A 22123-nucleotide genomic window follows, 5' to 3' on the forward strand; every position below is an offset into this window, starting at 1 on the left:
TGGCGGCAGGGAAAACACAAGGGGCCTCTCATTGTTTGAGAGATTGTTTTTGCCGTCATTCCGGCGTCAAGGGGGAAAATCAAGCTACAAGGGCGTTTGCCCATGACCATTGCCGTAGGAGAATTGCTGGTGGCGGCGGGCTCGGGGGACACCAAGGCGGGCCCGCCCCATGGTGACTGGAGAAAAGAGAGAAGATTGTTCGCATCCAAAAAGGAGGAGACGTATGGCAGGTGGAGGATTGCAGCCTCGTTGGGGACAGCCCCTGACTGGCATTGTATCGTTTTGCTGTTTTTTCGTCGTGGCGATGATCACATGGTTCATTTTCAGCGATCCGCGCGGTCCGATCGGGTGGTTTCCCTATCCGTTCGTCATGTACCTCGCCATGATGATCCTGGTCGGGCTCTGGCAGCACATGTTTCTCGGCGACTGGCCGTTCCAGAACATCTCCCAGCCCTGGCGCGGCGTGGTCATGACCATCGCCAACCTGGTCATTGTCTGGTTCGTGATCGATGTTCTCTTCTACCGAGTGCTGGGAACCGGCTTCAATTTCCTCAGCTATTACGGTCTGGAAGCCGCCAATGCCGCCGGCAAGCTCCCCAAGATGGCGCCGGCCGGGGCCTCGGGCTTGCTGGCGCAGGTGGCGGTGGTCGGCTTCGTCCTGATCGGCTTTTATTCCTATCCGGTGTTCACCATCTTCTTCGCCAAGTGGCCGGTGATGCCCTCCGACCTCAAGCAACCGGGCAAGGGGCTGGCGGAAATCGGCTGGGCCTCGCTCATCACCCTCTTTTTCTACGCCGTCTTGATCGTGCCCTTTTTCGGCTCGGTGTATCCGGGCCCGGTGCTGAATCCTTCCTGGTGGACCGGGATCGGCGGCACCGGGCATGTCCACTGGGTGTTCGGCTGGTGGGAATGGGCGATCATCATCTTATTTATGACTCCCAATGTCTGGCGGATGAAGCCGTGGACCCTGATCAGCCTGCCGCAGCCCTGGAAGGGGTTGGTGTGCATGCTCGTTTCCTTTGTCGGCGCCTACGCCATTGCTTTGTTGTGCCGCCAGTTGATCCCGATGTGGGTGCCGGCCGAAACCTTCCAGCACCTGGAGGCCGCCAAGGGTGCCGCCGAAGTGCAACGGTTTCTCTGGCTCCACTCGGCCGAAATCGCGGGATTCACCCTGATCCCGTTCTTGATCTGGCATCACTATTTCGACGACATGTCACCCGGATCCAATCCCGATAGTTGGGGCGGATTTTTCTTCCGCACCATCGGGGTCGGCGTTTTTGCCGCGATCAGCTACGCGATTTTCTATTACGGCAACTTCGGCCACTGGGCCTTGGGCAACCACCACATGACCGAGCTTGCCGAACGATTTTCCCACGGCGAATCGCTGGTCTGGAACTTCTGGTGGATCATTCCCCTGCTGTGGAACGACTGGTTCTTCCACAAGTGGCCGTTCTACGTGGAGAAACATTGAAACAACACCGGAGGCGACGCTGCCGGAGCAGGCGGGGCGCACCGGCTACCGCATCTGATACCCGAAGACATCAACAGGAGGAGTTACAATGAATTTGGATTTGACCGAGGAGCAAAAGCTCATCCAGGATACTGCCCGCGATTTTGCCAAGGCCGAGTTGGAACCGGTGGCCGCCCGGCTCGACCAGGAGAAGGATCGCGAGACCCTGCTTGCCAACCTGAAAAAATTGGCGGAGCTGGGATTCATGGGGCTCAATATCAAGGAAGAGTACGGCGGCTCCGAAGCGGGGGTGGTCGCCTTCAGCGTGGCCATGACCGAGATCGCCCGGGCCTGCGCCTCGACGGCGGTGACGGTTTCGGTGAACAACATGGTCTGCGAGGTGATCCAGGCCATCGGCTCGGAAGAACAGAAAAATAACTATATCCCCAAGATCTGTTCGGGCGAATATGCGGCGGGCAGCTTTGGCCTCACCGAAAACAGCGCCGGCTCCGATCCGTCGGGCATGGTCACCACCGCGGTCAAGGACGGTGATTTCTACGTGCTCAACGGCTCCAAGATCTTCATCACCAGCGCCCCCTATGCCGGCGTCTTCGTGGTCTGGGCCGTGACCGACAAGGAAGCGCCCAAGGGCAAGGGCATCAGCTGCTTTTTGATCGAGGCCGGCACGCCCGGACTCACCATCGGCAAGGAAGAAAAGAAGATGGGGCAGCACGCCTCGGCCACCAACGAGCTGATTTTCGAGAACTGCCGCGTCCCGGCCTCGGCCATGATGGGCAAGCCCAACGACGGCTTCCGGATCGCGGTGGGCGAACTGGCCGGCGGCCGGATCGGCATCGGTTCGTTGGGCCTGGGCGTGGGATTGGCCGCCATGGACCATGCCACCCGCTATGCCAACGAGCGGATGCAGTTTAATCAGAAAATCAGCAATTTTCAGGCGATTCAGTGGATGATCGCCGATTCCTACACCGAGTTGGAAGCGGCCCGTTTGCTGCTGATGAACGCCGCCTTCCGCAAGGAGCATGGCCGCCCCTTTGCCAAGGAAGCCTCCATGGCCAAGATGTTCGCCACCGAGAGCGCCAACCGGGCCTGCTACAATGCCCTGCAGATGCTGGGCGGCTACGGCTACACCCAGGACTTCCCGATCGAACGCTACGCCCGTGATGCCCGCATCACCACCATTTACGAAGGCACCAGTGAAATTCAACGGCTGATCGTCTCCCGCGAGATTCTCCGGGGGCTTTCCGCTTAAACAGCAAGGAGAAGACCATGAGCATAAACAAGCGCATCACCCTGCAGCAGGCAGCGGAAATCGTCAAGAATGGCTCCAGCCTGACCTTTTCCGGCTTCACCATCTGGCGGCGGCCCTTTGCCATCGTCTATGAACTGATCCGCCAACGCCGCCGCGGCCTGCACCTGATCGAGGTGAACGGCGGCCCCCAGACCGAGTTTCTGGTGGGAGCCGGCTGTGTCGACATCTGGGAATCCTGCTGGGTCGGCCACGAACTCTACGGCAAATACGGCGCCAACCTGTCGCGCAAGGTCGGCAAGAAGGAAATCCTGGTCGAGGACTACAGCCACGCGGAAATGATGTTCAGGTTTGCCGCCGCCGCCCAGGGCGCGCCCTACGCGGTCACCCAGACCTCGCTCGGCACCGACATCCACAATCCTGAGTTCGACATGCTGGGACGCGCCGGCAAGCGCGACGGCAAGCGGATCGCCAAACAGAAGTACATTTTTGCCGACGATCCCTTCTTCGACGCCGGCCCCCAGGTGCTGATCCCGGCGGTGAAGATCGACGTGGCCATCCTCTGTGTCCAGCAGGTGGGCGAGGAGGGCACGGTCCGGGTGGCTGGCCAGCTCTATTCCGACCCCGAGGCCGCCCGCGCCGCCGATATCACCATTGTCATGGCCGAGGAGATCGTGCCCGAGGAATACCTCCGCCGCAATGCCGACCACAACACCATTCCCAGCTTCGAGGTCGACTATATCCTCGAGTGCCCCTTCGGCGCCCACCCGACCGGCTCGTTCGGCGGCTACGACGTCGACGGCGCCTTTCTCAAGGATTTCTACGCCCGCACCCGCACCCAGGAAGGGTTCGACGCCTTTGCCGAGGAGTGGATTTTCGGGCTCGATCACGTCGGCTATCTGGAAAAACTCGGCTGGCCGCGCATGTTGAATCTCCGGGCCAACACTGCCCTCAACTACAGACCCCGCAAATAGAAGGGAGGAGTCACGATGAGCAATTACGCATCGCCCGAAGAATACGGCCTGGCGGATCTGCTGTGCTGCGCCGCCTCGCGTGAAGTACAGGACAACGAAATCGTTTTCGCCGGCACCGGCCTGCCCATGGTGGCCATCATGCTGGCCCAGAAGACCCACGCCCCGAACTTGAAGCTGATCTTCGAGGCCGGCACCCTCGACGGTCGGCCGCCGGAGCTGCCCACCTCGGTCGGCGACGCCCGCTGCGAAACCGGCGCCTCGCGTTCATCCGGCCTGTACGACGCCTTTTCCATCGCCCAGCGCGGCTATGTCGATCTGGGCTATCTCGGCGGCGCCGAAATCGACCAGTACGGCAACGTCAACACCACCTGCATCGGCAACTATCTGGAGCCGGAACTCCGGCTCACCGGCAGCGGCGGCAATCCGGACATCAACGCCTTTGCCAGACGGACGGTCTTCATCATGGTGCACGAGAAGCGCCGTTTCGTCGAGCAGGTGAGCTACATCACCAGCCCCGGCTGGCGGGTGAAGAAATGGCCGGGCGGCGAATGGGTGCATCGCCGCGAGCTGTACGGCGCGGCCTTTCGCGGCGGCCCCTCGGCAGTGATCAGCACCGCCGGCGTGTTTCGCTTCGACGAGAACGACGGCCACATGTACCTCGATACCTGCCATCCCGGCAAGACCCCGGCCGAAATCAAGGAACTTTGCCAGTTCAACCTCGACGTTTCCCGGGTCAAGGGCGAAACCGCGCCGCCGACCAAGGAAGAGTTGCATTTCATCCACGATGTGCTCGATCCGGATCAGATCTTCATCCCCAAGGTGAAAAAAGTCTGACCGCTCGCGGAACACGCGTCAATGGGCCGGGTATCGCCACAGGCGGTATCCGGCTTTTTTTATGTCTTTCATCGTGGCCCCCGATTCCTTGACTTGGCATGAATCATTGTTTATATGATTAAAAATTCATATGAATTAAAAGGTGGCAGAGTGGTAATGGATAATTCTCTGAAAAATCCAGATTTTAGGTTTCGCGAACACGAGTTGGCCCGCATCGCGGAAGTGTTGGCACATCGACAAAGCGTGCTTTTGACCGGGATCAGACGGACCGGAAAAACTCAGGTACTCAAGGCCGTGCTGGTGCGGCATGCGGAGCAGGGCGGTTTGATCGGTTTTCTCGATGTGCAGGACTGCGTCAGCCTGCACGCCTTTTATCGGGATTTGTTGCGGCAGATGCCGAAAACGGTTTGGGACAATTTGACCGAGTTGCTGGTGGAAATGCGCGAGGTACCCGACCGTCTGCTTTCCTGGTTCCGCAACCATGTCGACAGAATCGAGGTCAATGGAGCGGAAGTGGACTTCAATCCGCCGGGCGACGACCTGCCGCGTTACTGGCAGCCGGTGGTGGAGCGGTTGCAGCAAGTGCTCAGTCAGCAGAAACATTCGGAACTTCCGGTGCTCGGCATCGACGAACTGCCGTTCATGCTGGAAAATCTGCTCAAGCGCGGGATCGATCCCAACGAATTGGCCGTCATGCTGGCCGGGCTGCGGAAACTGCGCGATGCGGGCCTGCGCCTTATCGTTGCCGGTTCGGTCAGCATGGAGAATCTGCTGACCCTCCATGCCATCCCGCATACGGTTCTGGGCGGTTTGTGGCGCGAGGTGATCCCGCCTTTCACCCGTGATGAGGCGCAGGGATATCTGCGGGATCGTCTTGCGGGCAATGCGGCTGGAGGCGGCCCGGCAACGGATACGATCCTTGAGCACTTGCCCGATTACATTCCCGAATTTCTCAATATTGCCGCGACAGCGGCCAGGAATTGCACCGACACGGCGGCCTGCGAGGCGGCCATGCGGCAAACCGCCTTGCCTGCCATCCGTCGCTCGTTTCTCACCCAATTCGACGAGCGGCTAGTCAAGAATTATCCCAATGCCGATCTGGCCATTGCCGAGCAAATCCTCGACATCGTGGCTCGTGCCGAGGCCTCGGGCTGCCGACTCGATGGCAACGCCTTGCCGCCGGGGTACCGGCAAGTCGTGCTCAAACTGCAATACGACAACTTCATCCTTGAGGGCCAGGACTTTAACTGGCTATTCAGCCTCAATCTTTTGCGGCAATGGTGGCGCGCGACCAGGGGGATGGAGCAATGAACGGCAACCGCTACATCCCCTGGTTCAATCCCCGCGAGATGGACGACCAAACGATGCGTGCCCTGAGTACCGGCCAGGATGAGCTCCTGGCCGATTTTTTCGTTGCCGTACGACACCGGCTGCGTCATCCGGGGACTGGGGTTCATTGGCTGGTCACCGGTCCGCGCGGGGCGGGCAAATCCTTTTTTCTCCGTTTGGTGCAATCCTGTTTTTTTCAGGAACTGGACAAGACGGCCCGGTTTGTGCTGCTCCCGGAAGAACATAGCAACATTGCCGCTCCCCATGAACTGCTCCGGGAAATCGAGCGGATGCTCTCTGCCCGACGCGGGGATATCGGCCTGCCGTCTGCCTGGCGCGTCAAGGACGAGGAGGCGGAGTGGACCGGGGCGCTACGCGACCTGCTGGCTGCCTGGTCCGGTCCGCTGTTGGTGGTCGGGGTGGAAAACTTCGATCAACTGATGCAGCAGGCCTTTGCCGACGAGGTCGGGAATGCCCGGTTGCGCAGCCTCCTGGCCAACGAACCGCGGCTGATGTTCCTGGCGACCTCCGTGCAGGGCGAATTTGACGAGCAATATGACAACCGATTTTTTCGCCAGTTCGAACACCGCCATATCCTCAGGTGGGACGAGGCGGCCCATCGCCTTTACCTCGGGCGACGGGCTGAACTGCAAGGAAAAGAGCCCACTTCACATCAGTTGGCCCGGATTGAGGCCTACAGCCGCTATACCGGTGGTAACGCGCGGGTGGCGGCCGTGTTGGCGAGCGCTATCCTCGACGAGCAAGACCCCTTGCTCGCCAGTGCCGATCTGAGCGCCACCCTGGACCGGATGACCGATTATTACCGGGCCTTGTTCGAGCGTATCCCGCCCATGACCCGCAAACTCTTCGATGCCCTGATCCGGGGGGGGGAGCCCTGTTCACAGACCGAACTCGCCGAACGGGTCGGGGCTCGGCAGAGCGATATTTCCCGCGCCTTTGCCTGGCTGATCGAGTACGGCTATGTCCGGGAAGAACGGCAGCCGGGCAGCAAGAAAGGGCGCTATCTGGTGGCGGACCGCCTTTTTGTCCAGTTCTACCGCATGCGCTACCTGCAACCCGGTCAACGGACCCAATTGGCCCTGCTGACCGATCTGCTGACCGACATCATCGAGTTTGCCGACAAATGGCGTTATGCCGAACGCTACTTCATCGCCGGTCATGAACACGAGGCCCGCACCATGGTGGCATTGGCTTGTCGGGAACGGAGTGTCGATATCGATTTGCTGCCGTCGGAAACCGGGGAAACCGCCCACTTAGTTAAAATGGGGCAGGGGTGGGAGATTTGGGATGCCATCGCGGGTGCAAGCGATCCCGAGCAGATCTTTCAGGAAATTCTGCGCTGCTTCCCCGACGATGCCAGTTTGCGGCAAGCCTACGAAGAGGCGCGGGCACTTGCCCTGGCTAATGTAGAGGATATGCGGGGGGTGCAACTGATTCCTCTGCTGGAGAATAGTCAGCTTTTTTGTCCGGCGGAAATATATTGGTTTTTGACCCAGATGCTGAGAGGCACAAAATCAAAGGGGAGCACATGGCACCAACTCATCGATGCGCTCGAAGATGAGTGTGAAAATGCAGAAGAAGAGGAAAATGACCATGAGCGGCATGAACTCGGACGGCGTTTCCCCTTGGCTGCCTCTCTGCAAGCAGTGATAAAAAGAGGATTTTTTGACTGTATCCCCGCCCCTGAGCAAGCCATCCACTGGGCTGTGCGGGCGGCGGTCCTCTGGTCCCAACACCAGCAACCAAATGCGACTAAGGAGTCTTTGCTGATTTGTTTTACCCTGCTGGAGGAACTGAAGCGCAGGCCTTACCGTCCTGAGGCAATTTTGGCGAGTCTCGCGCTGCTTGAGGCCCCGGCAATATTGCTGTCAGCTGGTCAATCGGCTCTATGGGCGTGGTACAAGGGACTCTGCTTTCAAAAATTATTTAGATTCAGCGAAGCACTCGACGCCTTTGACAGCACTCGGCAATATTTCTTGGAAACGCAAGAACCAAAAATAGCTGCGTTGGCTCTGGAGCAAATGGCGGAGTGCCATGGGGGCATGGGCCGATTTGTCTCAGCCATCGATGACCATCGCCAGGCCCGTATGGAACGCCTTAACCTGGAGCAACCGGAGTTTGCTGCCTGGAATCTAGGCCAGATGGCCCGTCATACAGTCAGACTGCACTCGCTTGCCGCGGCCTGGGAGCTGCTCGATCAACACCAGCCCGACCGATCGGAACACCGCATTGTGGCTTGGCAACAACAGGGAGACGCAATCCAGGATTGTGTCGAACAACAAGGAGTTGCCCAAGCCTTTGCCCTGGGCCGGGCCTTGCTGGAAGGGGTGGCAGCCCGGCCGCAGTACCCGGCCGAAATGGCAGTGCGGGCCTTGTGGATCGACATGATCGTCAAAGGCGTGCCGTTTCCGCTGCTGCGCGATCTGCTGGCCGAGGTAGGCTGCATCTTTGCAGACGATCATTCCGATGTCCCCTTGCTCTGCCCGGTTTTGATCGCCTGGCTCGACGACCTGGAAAGCCTTCCTGCCGAACGCGGTAAGCGTCGACAGGCGCTCGATCCGGATCTTGCCACCACCTTTGCAGCTTTGGAAAAACATCTTGATCCCGAAACCAAGGCCCGTTTGCATCTTGACCAGAAAGGGACCGAACAGGAATAAAGGCGATCGGAAAATCGTTCAATCGTTCATGCCAGGCGCAAAAGAAACAGGCCGGAACCGCGGGCAGCGGTTCCGGCCTGTTGTCTTTCGAATTGAATGATTGAGTCTTACCAGCCGCGCATCAGGTAATCGTGGATGGAGTCGGCGGCCTTGCGGCCCGCGCCCATGGCGAGGATGACCGTGGCCGCGCCGGTGACGATATCGCCGCCTGCCCAGACACCGCGCATGAAGGTCTTGCCGGTGGCCGAATCGGCCTCGATATTGCCGCGTCGATTGAGCTTGATCTCCGGCTCGGAACTGGTCAGCAGGGGGTTGGCCCCGGAGCCCACGGCAATGATGGCCAGGTCGCAGTCCATGGTGAAGTCCGCGTCCGCAAGCGGAACCGGCCGGCGGCGTCCGGAGGCGTCCGGCTCGCCCAGGGTCATCTTTTCGCAGGTGACCGAGGTCAGGCGGCCTTCGTTGTTGCCGTCGAACCGGAGCGGGTTGGAGAGCAGCAGAAACTCGACGCCTTCCTGCTCGGCATGATGGGATTCTTCCACCCGGGCCGGCATCTCGTCGCGCGAGCGGCGATAGACGATCTTCACCGATTCCGCGCCCATGCGGAGCGCGGTGCGGGCCGAGTCCATGGCCACGTTGCCGCCGCCTACCACCACCACGTTTTTGCCCGGAACCAGCGGGGTGTCGTAGAGCGGATCGTAAGCCTTCATCAGGTTGGCCCGGGTCAGGTATTCGTTGGCGGAATAGACCCCGATCAAATTTTCACCGGGCACGTTCAAAAAGCGGGGAAGACCGGCGCCGACACCGACAAAGACCGCGTCGTAGCCCTCGTCCAACAGTTCGCTCACGTCCACCGCTCGGCCGACCACGGTATTGCAGACGATCTCCACCCCGAGTTTTTCCAGGGTGTTGACTTCCGATTCGACGATTGCCTTGGGCAGGCGAAATTCGGGAATGCCGTAAATCAACACGCCGCCGGGTTTATGGAAGGCTTCGAACAGGGTGACCGCATGGCCCTTGAGCACCAGGTCGCCGGCCACGGTCAGGCCGGAGGGGCCGCTGCCCACCACCGCGACCCGTTTGCCGGTGGGCGGTTGCTTGGCCGGCAGAGAGCCGTCGCCATGGGCCCGTTCCCAGTCGGCGAGAAAACGCTCCAGGTTGCCGATGGCCACGGGCTTGCCTTTCTTGCCCAGCACGCACTGGCCCTCGCATTGAATCTCTTGGGGGCAAACCCGGCCGCACACCGCTGGCAGACCGTTCTTTTCCCAAATAATCCGGATACCTTCGGCAAACTGGCCCTGGGCAATGGCCCGGATGAACCGAGGGATGGGCACGGCCACCGGACAGCCCTCCATGCATTTGGGAATCTTGCACTGGATGCAGCGGGAGGCCTCGGCCTGGGCCATCTCTTCGGTGTAGCCGAGGGGTACTTCCAAAAAGTTGCTCCGGCGCACCTCGGCCGGTTGTTCGGGCATGGAATGCCGATCTTTGGGTGTTTTCTGCGTTTCCTGCATGGCAATATTCTCCGGCGGCCTTACGCCTGCTTTTCCAATTGTTGTACTTGCGCTTCCATCCGGCAGCGATGCGCTTCCATGGCCTCGGTTTCCGCGGCCTTGTAGGCGTTCAGGCGCTGGGCAAGACCGTTGAAATCGACCTTGTGACCGTCGAATTCCGGACCGTCGACGCAGGCGAATTTGACCTCGCCGCCCACGGTGACGCGGCAGCCGCCGCACATGCCGGTGCCGTCGACCATGACCGGGTTCAGGCTCACCAGGGTGTGGATACCCTCGGAGCGGGTCAGCTCGCTGACGGCCCGCATCATGGGGACCGGGCCGATGGCCACCACCAGGTTCGGCCGGTCGGTGGCCATGAGCTCTTTCAGGGCATCGGTGACGAATCCCTTGCGGCCGGTCGAGCCGTCGTCGCTCATGGCGATCAGGTTATCGGACAGGGCGTCCATCCGGTCCTTGAGGATCAGGAAGTTTTCACTGCGCGCGCCCAGGATGGTGGTGACCCGGTTGCCCGCCTTCTTCATGGCCCGGGCAATGGGATGGAGCACGGCGATGCCGGTGCCGCCGCCCACGCAAACCACATGGCCGACCTGTTCGATGTCGGTCGGTCGGCCGAGGGGACCGATCAGGTCCATGTAGGCGTCACCTTCATTGAGCGTGGCGAAAATGGCCGTGGATTTGCCGACGACCATGAAGATCACCGACACCGTGCCGGTTTCGGGGTTGGTGTCCGCCATGGTCAGGGGAATGCGTTCCCCGGTTTCCGTGGCCTTCAAGATGATGAACTGGCCAGGTTTTGCCTTGCGGGCGACCCTGGGAGCTTCGATTTCGTGAAGAATCACCGAAGACGGAACCAGTTCCTCTTTTCGAACGATTTTGAACATGGGTGCTCCTGAAACAATATGGTTAATCTTTCCTGGACGACAGAAAGGGCAATGGATCTTGGAAAACTTTTGAAAACAAGATGTTGCCCGAAGAAAACGCGGCCCGGCGACCGATCGATCGCACAAGGCTGGGCGTTGACCGGTGCTTCCCTCTTATAAACTCAGGAACTCGGGAAAGCAAGATTTTGTGCGAAGAATTGACCTGCCCGAATATCGCGAAAACACATGAAGAATTCGCTTACGGCCCAGGGATGCGCCGCGGGCCGGTTTTTGGGGCGAACATGGTTTCTCTGGTGCCGGCAAGTGCTTTGTGGTAAGCAGTCTCCAGTTTGCCAACGCACTGCGGCAACACGCTTGTTTAAAGATAGATTCGGGAGTCGCGAAGAATGATGAAACGTTGTGTGCTCTGCATCCTGTTCGTGCTGTTGATGGTCCCCTGCGTCCAGGCCGCCGCGCGGGCCCAGGTCAAAACCCTTGCCCAGGATCCCTATGCCTCCGCTCTGCTGGTCGAGGCCGACAGCGGCAAGGTGCTGTTCGAAGCCAATGCCGACGCCAAACTGTATCCCGCCAGCGTGCTCAAGCTGATGGATCTCTATGTGATCCTGCAACGTATCGAACAGGGAGCCCTGCGGCTGGACGAGATGGTGCAGGTGACGACGGAAGCGGCCAAGACCGGCGGCTCCCAGGTGTATCTCGATCCCAAGGAGCAGTTTTCGGTGGACGATTTGCTCTATGCCCTGATGGTGCAGTCCGCCAACGATGCCGCCGTTGCCCTGGCCACGCATATCGCCGGTTCCAAAGAGGGGTTTGTGGCCCTGATGAACCAGAAGGCCCAGGAATTGGGCATGAAAAACACAAAATTTCATTCAGTGCATGGCCTGCCGCCCTCCGAAGGTCAGGAACCAGATGTGACCACGGCCCGCGATCTTGTCATTCTCTGCCGCGCCCTGGCCAAGATGCCCGATGCCCTGAAGTACACCGGCACCCAGAGCAAGGGATTCCGGGAAGATAAATTCATGATGTACAACCACAACAAATTGCTCGGCCAGGTGGTGGGCTGCGACGGATTCAAGACCGGGTACTACCAGGCTGCCGGTTTTTCGATCGCCGCGACCGCCCTGCGGGGAGGAGTGCGGATGATTGCGGTGGTCATGGGCAGCAAGGACCGCAAGGTCCGGGATGCCAAGGCCACCGAGTTGCTCAACAAAGGCTTCACCATCATTCCGCCCAGGCCGGAACTGGCCGGGGCCGCAGCGCCGCCGAAACCCGCTGCCACCAGCCAGCCGCAGCCAGCCGCCGGCGCCGTGACCTTTGCCACGCCCGCCGTCGGCGACCCTGCCGCTCCGGCGACGCAGGAAACCCCGGCGGAACAAACCTCCAATGACGGCGGTGACAGCGGCTGGGGCAAATTCTTCATCGGCCTGGGAATCGGGTTCATCCTCTTCCTGGCCCTGTTCGGCGCAGCCGTGGTGATGATGAAACGCCGGACCGGCAGCGTTCGATCCAGGTATCGTCACCGCGACTGATTGTTTCGTTGTTCTTTATGCCAGGCCCCTTTCGCCCCAAAGCGGAAGGGGCTTTTTTTATTTCTGATTACCATCGAACTTCAGCCAAGCTCGTTTGCCGGCAATCGGCGGTGTCCTGACACTTCGGAGAGCCGGTCGATCAAACGAGATCTCTCTCTGCGTTCGAGATGACCCTGTGGCCAGCGTTATCCTTGTCTCGAACGTCCTTTGCTGGTCGTTTCGACGAACGCAGTGAGGAGAAATCTCAAGAAATTTCAGCAGAATACCCTCCAGGATGCAATCGGCTGCATTTGAGCGGTAATCAGTTGTTTGTTTGGGGAAAAGATTCTGGTGCACGTGGGAAACAGACTTATTGTAAGGGGAAAAAGAATTGTTCTCAAGTTGATATTGAGGAGGCCATCATGTTTTCCTGGCGCACTTTTTTTCGGCTCATCGGTTGCCCGGCAGCGGGCTGGGCATGGGCAATCGATTCGCAGGCAGGAGGGGAGGCCGGATCGCGACAATCCGGGGAAGAAGAGGGAAGACGGGAAACGGCCCTGTTCGCCGGAGGCTGCTTCTGGTGCATGGAGACACCTTTTGCACGGCTCGGCGGCGTGGTGGCGGTCGAGTCGGGTTATGGCGGCGGTAACACGGCCAATCCGAGCTACGAGAATTACGCGGCCGGCGGCCATATCGAGGTGGTCCGGGTGGTGTACGACCCCGACCTGGTCAGCTATCGGCAGTTGCTCGCCACCTTCTGGCGTCAGATCGACCCAACCGATGCCGGCGGCCAGTTCGTCGACCGGGGCCATGCCTACACCTCGGCCATCTTTTATTATTCCGAGGAGCAGCGGCTCCAGGCAGAGGCCTCAAAATAGGAGTTGGCGGCACGCGGCGTCTTCGACAAGCCGCTGGTCACACCCATCCTGCCCGCGAAGGCATTCTATCCGGCCGAAGCCTACCACCAGGGATTTTCCGAAAAAAATCCGTTGCGCTACATGTACTATCGTCAAGGCTCCGGCCGTGACGACTTCCTGCGCCGGACCTGGCAGGAGGCCGGCAACGGCCGGGAACATCCGGCGGCAAGCCAGCACCGGCGGTTGACGCCGCTGCAGCACGAAGTCACTCGGAACAACGGCACCGAACCGCCCTTTGTCAATGCCTACTGGGACAACAAGCAGGAGGGTGTCTATGTCGACGTCGTTTCCGGCGAACCCCTGTTTTCCTCGACCGACAAGTACGATTCCGGCACCGGCTGGCCCAGCTTCACCAAGCCCTTATTGGCGGAAAACATTGTTGAAAAGTCGGACTGGAGCCTCCTGACCCGCCGCACCGAGGTGCGCAGCAAGGGTGGTGATTCCCATCTCGGCCATCTGTTTCCCGATGGTCCGGGCCCCACCGGACTGCGTTACTGCATCAATTCCGCGGCCCTCCGCTTTGTGCCCAGGGAGCAGCTGGAGGCGGAGGGGTTGGGCCGGTTCAATCGCCTGTTCGAGTGATCCGCCCCGACCCGTCTGAAGCGGCAAGACCGCCGGTATCCTGCCGGGGCTATTTACCCTCGAGGAGGGCGCGGCTGCGCTTGACCGCGCACAGGTCGCCGCACATGGTGCAGACCTCTTGATCAAGCGGCTGCGACGAGGCGCGGTAGGCGCGCGCTTTTTCCGGATCCAGGGCCAGGTCGAACATCCTGTTCCAATCCAGGTCCTTGCGGGCCTGGCTCATGGCGTTATCCCAATCCATGGCGCCGGGGATGCCCTTGGCGATGTCGGCGGCGTGGGCGGCGATGCGCGAGGCGATGATGCCCTCCTTCATGTCGTCCGCGTCCGGCAGCCGCAGGTGCTCGGCCGGGGTGACATAGCACAGGAAATCGGCGCCCGAGGCAGCGGCCAGGGCACCGCCGATGGCCGAGGTGATGTGGTCGTAGCCCGGGGCCACGTCGGTGACGATCGGTCCGAGCACGTAGAACGGCGCTCCGTGGCAGAGCTTTTTCTCCAGTTGCATGTTGGCCACCACCTCGTTGAGCGGCACGTGGCCCGGCCCCTCGATCATCACCTGCACCTCGGCCTGCCAACAGCGTTTGGTCAGTTCGCCCAGGACGATCAGTTCCTGGATCTGGGCCGCGTCGGTGGCGTCGCGCAGGCAGCCGGGACGCAGGCCGTCGCCCAGGCTGAGGGTGACGTCGTATTGCCGGCACAGATCGAGCAGCCGGTCGAAATGTTCGTAAAAGGGATTTTCCCGGTCATTGGTGATCATCCAGTCCAGAAGCAGCGAGCCACCCCGGCTGACCACGTGGGTGAGGCGGGGATTGGCGCGCAGCCGCTCCACTGCGGTCCGGGTCAGGCCGGCATGGATGGTCATGAAGTCGACCCCGTCTTCGGCGTGGATGCGGACCACGTCGAAGAAATCATCCACCGAGATGTTGGCCACGGCCTTGCCGTACCGGGCCACGGCGTCGTACACCGGTACCGTGCCGATCATCACCGGGCTGATCTCCACGGTGCGGCGGCGGAAGGCGCGGGTATCGCCGAAGGTGCTGAGATCCATGATCGCATCCGCCTTGAGTTCGATCGAACGGCGCACCTTGTTCAATTCGGCCTCGACGTTGCAGCAGTCCTCGGACACCCCGAGGTTGACGTTGATCTTGGTGGTGAGGCCGGTACCGATGCCCTTGGCGACCAGGCTTTTATGCTCGCGATTGGCCGGGATGACGATCCGTCCTTCGGCGATCCGGGCCAACAGGTCGGATTCGTGGATTTTTTCGTCGGCAAGCACCTGCCGCATTTGCGGGGTAAGATCGCCCCGGCGGGCAGCGGTCATCTGGGTGGCGTGTTGCATGTCGGTTCTCCTTGGATGGATGCTAAGCGTTGATGGAAGCGAGGCAGGCCGCTTGCAGCCGCCGGACCGTGGCGGCGATGTCGGCGGCGCCGACGATTTCGGTGACCAGGCAGACCGTGGCGGCGCCCCGCGCCATCACCTGGCCGAGGTTGTGCTCCTTGATGCCGCCAATGGCCACGAAGGGCAGGGGACAGGTGCACGCCACATGGTCCAGGTATTCGAGGCCCACCGGGGCGCAGACGTCTTCCTTGGTCTGGGTGCTGAAAATCGGCCCGACCCCGATGTAGTCGGCACCGGCCGCGACCGCGGCGGCGGCCTGCGCCGGTTCGTGGGTGGAAAGCCCGATCAGTTTGTCGGGGCCGATCAGCCGCCGGACCTCGGGCACCGGAAAATCGTCCTGGCCGACATGCACGCCATCGGCATCGACCAGCAGGGCGAGATCCGGATAGTCGTTGATAATGAACAGCACGCCGGCCTCGCGAGTCAGAGCCCGGATCGCCCGGCACTCGGCGAGCATCTCGGCGAAGCTTTTGGCCGGCCTCTTTTCCCGGTACTGGATCAGGCGGATGCCGCCGGCGATCATCTCGCGCGCCACCTCGATATTGGTGCGGCCGGCGGAAAATTTTTCGGCGGTGATGCCGTAGACACCGGCGGGGAATGTGGGTTTAGCTGAGGGAAAGGTCATGGGCCATACCTCGATAATGCAGGACGATCGCGCTCATGTGATTGGCGATTGTACCCACTTTGTGGGCAAAAAGCGGGGCTTCGTCGCAGTCGGTGGCGAAATCGCCGACAATGAAGCTGGAGCCGATGCGCCGCGTACGGATGGAAACCAGGTCGCTGCCGGCAATGCCGCAGGCCGAGACCACGATTCGGTCCGCGCCCAGGAGCTCCAGCAACATTTTCTTGTCTTCCCGGCCATCGAAGCCTTCGACGACCAGGTCGCAGTCCGCGAAGATCGAACGGCAATTGGCGGGCCCGATCTTCGCGGTCACGGCCTCGATTTGGAGCTCGGGCCGGATGCGGCGCAGGTTGTGCGCCAGGGCCTCGGTCTTGAGCTGGCCGATCTGGTCGGCAAAATAAAACTGGCGGTTTAAGTTGGAGGCATCCACCCGGTCGAAGTCGACGATTTTCAGCGGGCCGATGCCGCTGCGCACCAGGTTGACCGCCACGTTGGAGCCGATGCCGCCTACGCCGGCGATGCCTGTCTTGACGGTCATCCGATCAGATCCCAATCCTTGTAGACCGGCTGATAGCCCCGGGCCACGATGGCTGCGGCCACCTCGTCGACGCTGCGGTCGTCAGTGATCTCGAACTGGGGCGTCTGCTCCACCCGGATTTCGGTGTAGCCGCCGACCCCGGTGCTGGAACCGGCGGAATAGCGGGTGGCGCCCAACGGCAGGATGCGGTCGCGAAAGACGGCGCTCTCGCGGGTGGAAATGGTCAATCCGGCCCGGGGCAGGAAAATGCGCAGCGCGGTCATGAATTGGACGAAGGTTTTGTCGTTCACATGGAAATCGGGGAGGAAATTGCCTTCGGCAGCGTTGAAGCGCGGCAGGGAAATTGCCACCTCGGTCTCCAGATAGGTGTTTTCCAGATAGCGGGCATGCAGGCCGGTGAAGAACATCTCGCGGCGCGGTTCGGCCAGGCCGAGCAGGGGGCCGATGTTGACCGCCCGCATGCCGCCCTGGGCGGCCCGCTCCGGGGCGTTGAGCCGCCAGTGGTAATCCCTTTTCCGGCCGGCCGGATGGACCCGCTTGTACACCGCCTGGTCGTAGGTTTCCTGAAACAGGGTCATCCCGTCGACCCCGGCCTGCCGGAGCCGTTGATACTCCTCCACCTCCAGTGGATAGACCTCGATGGCCACCGAGGCGAAATACCGTTTCAACAGGCGGGCCGCCTCCTCCAGGTATTCCATGGGCGTGAACCGCGGGGCCTCGCCGGTGAGGAACAGAATGTGCTGCATGCCGGTGGCGGCGATGGCGCGGGCCTCGGTCTCGATTTCCTCCAGGCTGAGCTTGCGGCGCAGGATCGGGTTGTTGTGATTGAAGCCGCAATAGGCGCAGTGGTTGGTGCAGTGGTTGGAGATGTAGAGCGGAATGAACATCTGGATGGTGCGGCCGAAATGTTGGACGGTCAGTTGATGCGCCCTGCGGGCCATGGCTTCCAGATGGCCCGCGGCCTTGGGGCTGAGCAGGGTGAGGTAATCCATGGCGCCGGGTTTGTCCTTGGCCAGGGCGCGTTCGACGTCGGCATCGGTTACTTGCGCCAAAAACCGATCGGAGTCGAATTCCCGGTAATGGTCGACGGTTGCGAAAAAAGACATGGGCTGCTCCTTTACTCTCCTGGCTTAATCGTCGAGGAAGCCGGTGAGCGGCGACGAGGCGCGGGCCAGGGACGATTCCTCGGCCAGGCGGGCAAGATAGGCCATCCGTCCCGCCCTGACCGCCAGATCGAATGCCCGGCCCATGGTTTCGGGATCGGCGGCGGTGGCGATGGCGGTGTTGACCAGCACGGCGTCGGCCCCCATTTCCATGGCGGCCGCGGCTTGGGACGGCCGGCCGATGCCGGCATCGACCACGACGGGCACCTCGCAGTTTTCGATCAGCAGTTCGATCAACGGTTTGGTTTCCAGCCCCCGGTTGGTGCCGATGGGCGCGCCCAGCGGCATCACCGCCGCCGCGCCGGCGTTTTCCAGGCGCTTGGCCAGCGGCAGGTCGGGCAAGACATAGGGCAGGACCGCGAACCCTTCCTTGGCCAGGATCTCGGTGGCCTTCAGCGTCTCCCAATTATCCGGCATCAGGTATTTCATGTCGGTGATCACCTCGATCTTGATGAAGTCGCCGCAGCCGGCCTCGCGGGCGATGCGGGCGATGCGCACCGCCTGTTCGGCGGTTCGCGCCCCCGAGGTGTTGGGCAGCAGGGTCACTTCCTTGGGAATATACGCAAGAATATTTTCCTGCTTCGCCTGGGCGTCGATCCGCCGCAAGGCCACGGTGATCATCTGCGAGCCGCTGGCGGCCAGCATCTTGGGGATTTGGGCATTGGCGGCAAACTTGCCGGTTCCGGTGAACAGGCGGCTGGTGAAACGCACGCCTCCCAGTTGCAATGCATCATCGGTCGTCATGAATCAGCCTCCACCGACAAAACTCAATAATTCCAGCCTATCGCCGGCCTGGAGCCGGGTCTGTGGCCATTGTTCTTGCTTGATGATCCGTTGGTTCAGTTCCACCACCAGCGCGCCGGCGGCCAATCCTTTTTCCGCCACCAACTCGGCGACAGTGCGGGCCGGAACCGTTTCTTGCACTCCGTTGACCACGATGTCCATATCGTTTTATCCCCAAAAAAAAAGCCGCCTGCCTTCGAAGGGGAAGGGCAAGCGGCTTGCAGGCCGGAAATCCGGATGGTCCCGGATAATCGTTGTCTTGTCCGCTTCCCTTCGCCGGTATTAACCGGATCAGGTTCATAGGGTTGGATGGTTTCCTCTCAGCAGGATTGCACCCCTAGCGATGGGCTTGTTTATAAGCGAGAGACGCTGGTTTGTCAACCGTCCGGTGGGAAGGCTATGCGGCCTGGAAAATGACGACGCGGATAGGAAGGTTAAAAAGCTGCGGCTGAGATCGGCGCGTCGCCCTGACGGTAAAATTTATGCGAACCGTAACGGCCGATGTAGGCCTTGCCCGCAACCCATCCCGGGGCAACGTCGATATGATGGTAGAAGGTCGAACCTTTGGTGAAATCCGGCGTGGTCATCGCCTTGAGGGCCATGCGCAGGCTTTCTTGGAGGGGATTGATCTCCAGGGGGGCGTAGCTTTTTTTCTGGAAGGTCCAGCTGAACTGATTGGGGGCCAGAATGACGTCGGCGAGGCTTTTGTTTTCTTCTATGGCACGGTTGAGGGTGACATGGGCAACGGCGAGTTGGCCGATTTCCGGCTCGCCGCGAGATTCGTGATAGATATTGAGACTGAGCCAGAACAGGCTCTCGACAAAACCGATGGGCATAACGACTATTCGACCGCCTCTACGGCCCGGATGGTCGGAAGTTCGCTTTTGACGAACTTCTCGATTCCCTCCTTCAGGGTAATACGAGACATGGGGCACCCTTGGCAGGCTCCGGTGAGCCGGACTTTGAGCACCTGATCCGAACCGATGCCGACGAACTCGACGTCGCCGCCATCCCGCTGCAAGGTCGGGCGGATTTGATCCAGTATTTTTTTAACGGTTTCTTGCAATTGTTGCATAAAAAACTCCTTGGTCCGATAGCACAACCGCCATTGGAATGAGCGCGATTATATCAGCATTGGGATGATCAGACAAGAAAACAATCCCAATATTTTGTCATCAATATCATAACTATTTGAAATAAATTAGAAAAATATGATATTTATTTGCATTGTCCGCTGTGGCGGCAATTAGTTTTCTAATTTATTGTTTTTTCGATTTTTTATATGGAAATTGCAGTGGATGGAATGATTACAATTTGCCAGGGAGACACCGAGCGGGAACCCTGATTATTACTGGATTTGTGCTTGCAAACATGCCTTGGCAAACCCGTCACCGGGGGATTGTCGCCTGAGTCGATTTTTAGGTGACGCTGAATCATGGTCGATTTTCAGGGACCGGTGCCGCCGTGCCGACCGATTCGGCTGAGGTTTCCGGCCGTCATCGTCAGCAAGCCTGTCGTCTATGGCAGACGCGAAATCGGTCGGTCGGCTGGCTGTCGATATGAAGCGTGCGCTTGCCTGTGGCACAGGATTTCCTGGGGACAAGATCTGTTTAGCTCTTTGTGCAGGTAAAATTTGTCAGTGGTTTTTCTTTTTGATATCATTGGCTAATTCATATGATGAGTCAAACGCGGTTCCCATGGTTCTTGCCCGCGAAAACACGCCTTCTCGAACGGTTGGAGGTGTGCTTGTGCCGTGGGCGGCAATCGATTTCCCCGCTCGCGGGGAGTAAACCGCGCTGCAGGATTTCGGAGGCCGACGGCTGGTAAGAAACGACCCGCCCAAGGCGGTCTGCCGAATCATAGCAAGAAAAATCGGAAAGAATTTTTGTCGTTTTCATAATTGAAGGTGCACTCATGAAGCTACGCTCGTTGTTGTTAATGTCTTTTGTCGGTATTTGTCTGGGGATATCTGTTTTGTTTGCCGCTTCGCAATACCTTGCCGCCAAGGCCGATTACAGCAAAGAACTTCGGGACAAACTGGAACTGATCGTTAAGCTGGCTTTGCTGGGAGTCGATGCCGACCTGCACAAAACATTGCAGGATCAGGCCGATGAGGGTTCGAAGAACTATTTGAAAATCCACGATGTGCTGCAGAAAGTTCGCCTGAGCGACGATGATATCAGCTCGGTCTACACCATGAGGAAAAACCATGCGACCGGGGCCGTGGTGTTTGTGGTGGATGCCAATGACAGTAAGGACGAAATGGCTCACCTGGGCGAGCAGTACGACGATGTGACCCCTGCCCAGGGAAAATCGCTCAGCTCGCATTCGGGTGTTGTTGTCGAGGATGATTTTTACACGGACAAATGGGGGACGTTTCTTTCAGCGTACGCTCCCATTGTGCTGAGTGATGGCGGAACCGACGGCATTGTCTGTGTCGATGTGTCGGTGAAAAAGCACGATGAAAAAATGCGGGAATTGCTGATCAAGGAAATCGGTATCTGCTTGCTGACCACGTTCATGGGGTCTGTGATCGCCTATTTTGTTGCCTGTAAAATTACCAACCCGATCAATCGGGTCATTACCGGGATCAAGAATGTTTCCAATGGAGATTTGACCATTCGCCTGCGCGATGAAAAAATTCATGAACTGGAAGAGCTGGTCCGGCTATTCAATGGCTTTATCGAAAAAGTGCAGGATTTTGTCAGGATAATCACCGAACACTCCGCCGAAGCCGGTAAGGAGGCAACCCAGTTGACCGGCATCTCGGGCCGCATGACGGTCAAGACCACCGAGACGCTGAATTCAAACCGGAACGTTGCCGAGGCTGCGGAAAAGATGTGCGCCAATCTCAGCGCGATTGCCACCACCATGGAGCAGTCGACCGCCAACACCGCCATGGTCGCAAGCGCGACCGAGGAAATGTCGGCAACCATCGGCCAGATCGCCCAAAACGCCATCGACGCCAACACCACCTCCCAGGAAGCTGTGCAGCAGGCGAAAAATGCCGGCGAGAGAATGGCGGTGCTGGGCGAGGCCGCCTTGGCCATCGGCAAAGTGACCGAAACCATCACCGAGATTTCCGAACAGACCAACTTACTGGCGCTCAACGCCACCATCGAAGCGGCGCGGGCCGGGGAGGCGGGGAAGGGATTTGCGGTTGTTGCCAATGAGATCAAGGAATTGGCCAAGCAAACCGCGGGTGCGACCCAGGATATTAAAAATCAGATTGCCGGCATTCAAGGGGTCACAGCTGCTGCCGGGCAAGAGATCGACACCATTTCGTCCATCATCGACAACGTCAACACTATCGTTTCCGCGATTGCCGATTCCGTGAGCGAACAGTCAACGGTCACGCAGGATATTGCCAGCAATATCGCCCAAACATCGCATGGGTTGCGCGAAGTCAGCGCCAATGTCAACCAGAGTACCGCCGTGGCCGCTCGCATTGCCCAGGATATTGCCACGATCAATGAGTCGAGCGACGATATCTCAACCAGCAGTGTGCAAGTGAAGGACAGCGCTGAGACCCTCGGTGGAATGGCCGTTGAACTCAACGACATCGCAAAGATTTTCAAAATTCATCGCTGAGAGCGCGGCAATGTGCGGCAAGCTCGCTACGATTTGCAGCCTTTTCTTTGGAATACACTTGTGGAGGCCCGGAAATTCTTGAGGACCATGGCCGGGCTCGCT

Annotated in this window: 18 protein-coding genes, 1 pseudogene and 1 riboswitch; of the genes and pseudogenes, 9 read left to right on the forward strand and 10 right to left on the reverse strand. The window is 59.7% G+C overall.

Annotation, left to right across the window (positions count from 1 at the left end; translation table 11 throughout):
- Positions 1–223 precede the first annotated feature (223 nt).
- The 6 genes from RMR13_RS02030 (at position 224) to RMR13_RS02055 (ending at position 8532) form a co-directional block, all read left to right on the forward strand.
- Positions 224–1471 carry a hypothetical protein gene (locus RMR13_RS02030; protein ID WP_310598979.1) on the forward strand — a complete coding sequence of 416 codons (1248 nt, stop codon included), beginning with the start codon at positions 224–226 and terminating at the stop codon, positions 1469–1471.
- An 88-nt stretch (positions 1472–1559) separates the two neighbouring features.
- Positions 1560–2720 carry an acyl-CoA dehydrogenase family protein gene (locus tag RMR13_RS02035; protein ID WP_310598980.1) on the forward strand — a complete coding sequence of 387 codons (1161 nt, stop codon included), beginning with the start codon at positions 1560–1562 and terminating at the stop codon, positions 2718–2720.
- Between the two features lie 17 nt (positions 2721–2737).
- Positions 2738–3691, forward strand: a complete 954-nt coding sequence (locus tag RMR13_RS02040; protein ID WP_310598981.1) for a CoA transferase — start codon at positions 2738–2740, stop codon at positions 3689–3691.
- 15 nt (positions 3692–3706) lie between these two features.
- Positions 3707–4525 carry a CoA-transferase gene (locus RMR13_RS02045; protein ID WP_310598982.1) on the forward strand — a complete coding sequence of 273 codons (819 nt, stop codon included), beginning with the start codon at positions 3707–3709 and terminating at the stop codon, positions 4523–4525.
- 225 nt (positions 4526–4750) lie between these two features.
- A complete protein-coding gene (locus RMR13_RS02050) occupies positions 4751–5836 on the forward strand; it encodes a hypothetical protein (RefSeq protein WP_310598983.1) in 1086 nt (361 codons plus the stop codon).
- Entirely contained in the window at positions 5833–8532 is a 2700-nt protein-coding gene (locus RMR13_RS02055; protein ID WP_310598984.1) for a hypothetical protein, read from the forward strand. The genes RMR13_RS02050 and RMR13_RS02055 overlap by 4 nt, the downstream gene beginning before the upstream one ends.
- A 107-nt stretch (positions 8533–8639) precedes the next feature.
- On the opposite strand, the gene gltA is transcribed toward RMR13_RS02055, so the two are convergent.
- Together gltA and RMR13_RS02065 are read right to left on the reverse strand one after the other, a co-directional pair.
- Positions 8640–10043 carry an NADPH-dependent glutamate synthase gene (gltA, locus tag RMR13_RS02060; protein ID WP_310598985.1) on the reverse strand — a complete coding sequence of 468 codons (1404 nt, stop codon included), beginning with the start codon at positions 10041–10043 and terminating at the stop codon, positions 8640–8642.
- A 20-nt stretch (positions 10044–10063) separates the two neighbouring features.
- Entirely contained in the window at positions 10064–10924 is an 861-nt protein-coding gene (locus RMR13_RS02065; RefSeq protein WP_310598986.1) for a sulfide/dihydroorotate dehydrogenase-like FAD/NAD-binding protein, read from the reverse strand.
- A 386-nt stretch (positions 10925–11310) separates the two neighbouring features.
- On the opposite strand from RMR13_RS02065, the gene RMR13_RS02070 reads away from it, so the two are divergent.
- Positions 11311–12450 carry a D-alanyl-D-alanine carboxypeptidase family protein gene (locus tag RMR13_RS02070; protein ID WP_310598987.1) on the forward strand — a complete coding sequence of 380 codons (1140 nt, stop codon included), beginning with the start codon at positions 11311–11313 and terminating at the stop codon, positions 12448–12450.
- A 563-nt stretch (positions 12451–13013) separates the two neighbouring features.
- Positions 13014–13928 (forward strand): annotated as a pseudogene (gene msrB / locus RMR13_RS15350) (peptide-methionine (R)-S-oxide reductase MsrB).
- A 49-nt stretch (positions 13929–13977) separates the two neighbouring features.
- Here msrB and thiC read toward each other — a convergent pair.
- The 8 genes from thiC to RMR13_RS02120 all read right to left on the reverse strand — a co-directional run bounded on the left by thiC (position 13978) and on the right by RMR13_RS02120 (position 19505).
- Complete coding sequence (thiC, locus tag RMR13_RS02085; RefSeq protein ID WP_310598988.1) at positions 13978–15264, reverse strand: phosphomethylpyrimidine synthase ThiC; 1287 nt, start codon at positions 15262–15264, stop codon at positions 13978–13980.
- Positions 15265–15286: 22 nt separating this feature from the next.
- A complete protein-coding gene (gene thiE, locus RMR13_RS02090) occupies positions 15287–15949 on the reverse strand; it encodes a thiamine phosphate synthase (protein WP_310598989.1) in 663 nt (220 codons plus the stop codon).
- Positions 15930–16484, reverse strand: a complete 555-nt coding sequence (gene thiF / locus RMR13_RS02095) for a sulfur carrier protein ThiS adenylyltransferase ThiF (protein ID WP_310598990.1) — start codon at positions 16482–16484, stop codon at positions 15930–15932. Before thiF ends, thiE begins: the two co-directional genes overlap by 20 nt.
- Complete coding sequence (gene thiH / locus RMR13_RS02100) at positions 16481–17590, reverse strand: 2-iminoacetate synthase ThiH (RefSeq protein WP_310598991.1); 1110 nt, start codon at positions 17588–17590, stop codon at positions 16481–16483. The genes thiF and thiH overlap by 4 nt, the downstream gene beginning before the upstream one ends.
- 24 nt (positions 17591–17614) lie before the next feature.
- Entirely contained in the window at positions 17615–18391 is a 777-nt protein-coding gene (locus RMR13_RS02105; protein WP_310598992.1) for a thiazole synthase, read from the reverse strand.
- Between the two features lie 3 nt (positions 18392–18394).
- A complete protein-coding gene (gene thiS, locus RMR13_RS02110; protein WP_310598993.1) occupies positions 18395–18592 on the reverse strand; it encodes a sulfur carrier protein ThiS in 198 nt (65 codons plus the stop codon).
- Between the two features lie 89 nt (positions 18593–18681).
- Positions 18682–18779, reverse strand: a riboswitch (TPP riboswitch).
- A gap of 85 nt (positions 18780–18864) precedes the next feature.
- A complete protein-coding gene (locus RMR13_RS02115) occupies positions 18865–19266 on the reverse strand; it encodes a cell wall hydrolase (protein ID WP_310598994.1) in 402 nt (133 codons plus the stop codon).
- 5 nt (positions 19267–19271) lie between these two features.
- Positions 19272–19505: a NifU family protein gene (locus tag RMR13_RS02120; protein WP_409070241.1), complete on the reverse strand. Its 234-nt coding sequence runs from the start codon at positions 19503–19505 to the stop codon at positions 19272–19274.
- 839 nt (positions 19506–20344) lie between these two features.
- Between RMR13_RS02120 and RMR13_RS02125 the strand changes: the two genes are divergently transcribed.
- Positions 20345–22021: a HAMP domain-containing methyl-accepting chemotaxis protein gene (locus tag RMR13_RS02125; RefSeq protein WP_310598995.1), complete on the forward strand. Its 1677-nt coding sequence runs from the start codon at positions 20345–20347 to the stop codon at positions 22019–22021.
- The last annotated feature ends 102 nt before the right edge of the window (positions 22022–22123 follow it).

It is taken from the genome of Desulfobulbus sp., from assembly GCF_031547805.1.
Taxonomy (GTDB): Bacteria; Desulfobacterota; Desulfobulbia; order Desulfobulbales; family Desulfobulbaceae; genus Desulfobulbus.

Bases quoted from the DNA above. Each gene is read 5' to 3' on its own strand.
- RMR13_RS02030 (WP_310598979.1), top strand. From the start codon at position 224: ATGGCAGGTGGAGGATTGCAGCCTCGTTGGGGACAGCCCCTGACTGGC.
- RMR13_RS02035 (WP_310598980.1), top strand. From the start codon at position 1,560: ATGAATTTGGATTTGACCGAGGAGCAAAAGCTCATCCAGGATACTGCC.
- RMR13_RS02040 (WP_310598981.1), top strand. From the start codon at position 2,738: ATGAGCATAAACAAGCGCATCACCCTGCAGCAGGCAGCGGAAATCGTC.
- RMR13_RS02045 (WP_310598982.1), top strand. From the start codon at position 3,707: ATGAGCAATTACGCATCGCCCGAAGAATACGGCCTGGCGGATCTGCTG.
- RMR13_RS02055 (WP_310598984.1), top strand. From the start codon at position 5,833: ATGAACGGCAACCGCTACATCCCCTGGTTCAATCCCCGCGAGATGGAC.
- gltA (WP_310598985.1), bottom strand. From the start codon at position 10,043: ATGCAGGAAACGCAGAAAACACCCAAAGATCGGCATTCCATGCCCGAA.
- RMR13_RS02065 (WP_310598986.1), bottom strand. From the start codon at position 10,924: ATGTTCAAAATCGTTCGAAAAGAGGAACTGGTTCCGTCTTCGGTGATT.
- RMR13_RS02070 (WP_310598987.1), top strand. From the start codon at position 11,311: ATGATGAAACGTTGTGTGCTCTGCATCCTGTTCGTGCTGTTGATGGTC.
- thiC (WP_310598988.1), bottom strand. From the start codon at position 15,264: ATGCAACACGCCACCCAGATGACCGCTGCCCGCCGGGGCGATCTTACC.
- thiE (WP_310598989.1), bottom strand. From the start codon at position 15,949: ATGACCTTTCCCTCAGCTAAACCCACATTCCCCGCCGGTGTCTACGGC.
- thiF (WP_310598990.1), bottom strand. From the start codon at position 16,484: ATGACCGTCAAGACAGGCATCGCCGGCGTAGGCGGCATCGGCTCCAAC.
- thiH (WP_310598991.1), bottom strand. From the start codon at position 17,590: ATGTCTTTTTTCGCAACCGTCGACCATTACCGGGAATTCGACTCCGAT.
- RMR13_RS02105 (WP_310598992.1), bottom strand. From the start codon at position 18,391: ATGACGACCGATGATGCATTGCAACTGGGAGGCGTGCGTTTCACCAGC.
- thiS (WP_310598993.1), bottom strand. From the start codon at position 18,592: ATGGACATCGTGGTCAACGGAGTGCAAGAAACGGTTCCGGCCCGCACT.
- RMR13_RS02115 (WP_310598994.1), bottom strand. From the start codon at position 19,266: ATGCCCATCGGTTTTGTCGAGAGCCTGTTCTGGCTCAGTCTCAATATC.
- RMR13_RS02120 (WP_409070241.1), bottom strand. From the start codon at position 19,505: ATGCAACAATTGCAAGAAACCGTTAAAAAAATACTGGATCAAATCCGC.
- RMR13_RS02125 (WP_310598995.1), top strand. From the start codon at position 20,345: ATGAAGCTACGCTCGTTGTTGTTAATGTCTTTTGTCGGTATTTGTCTG.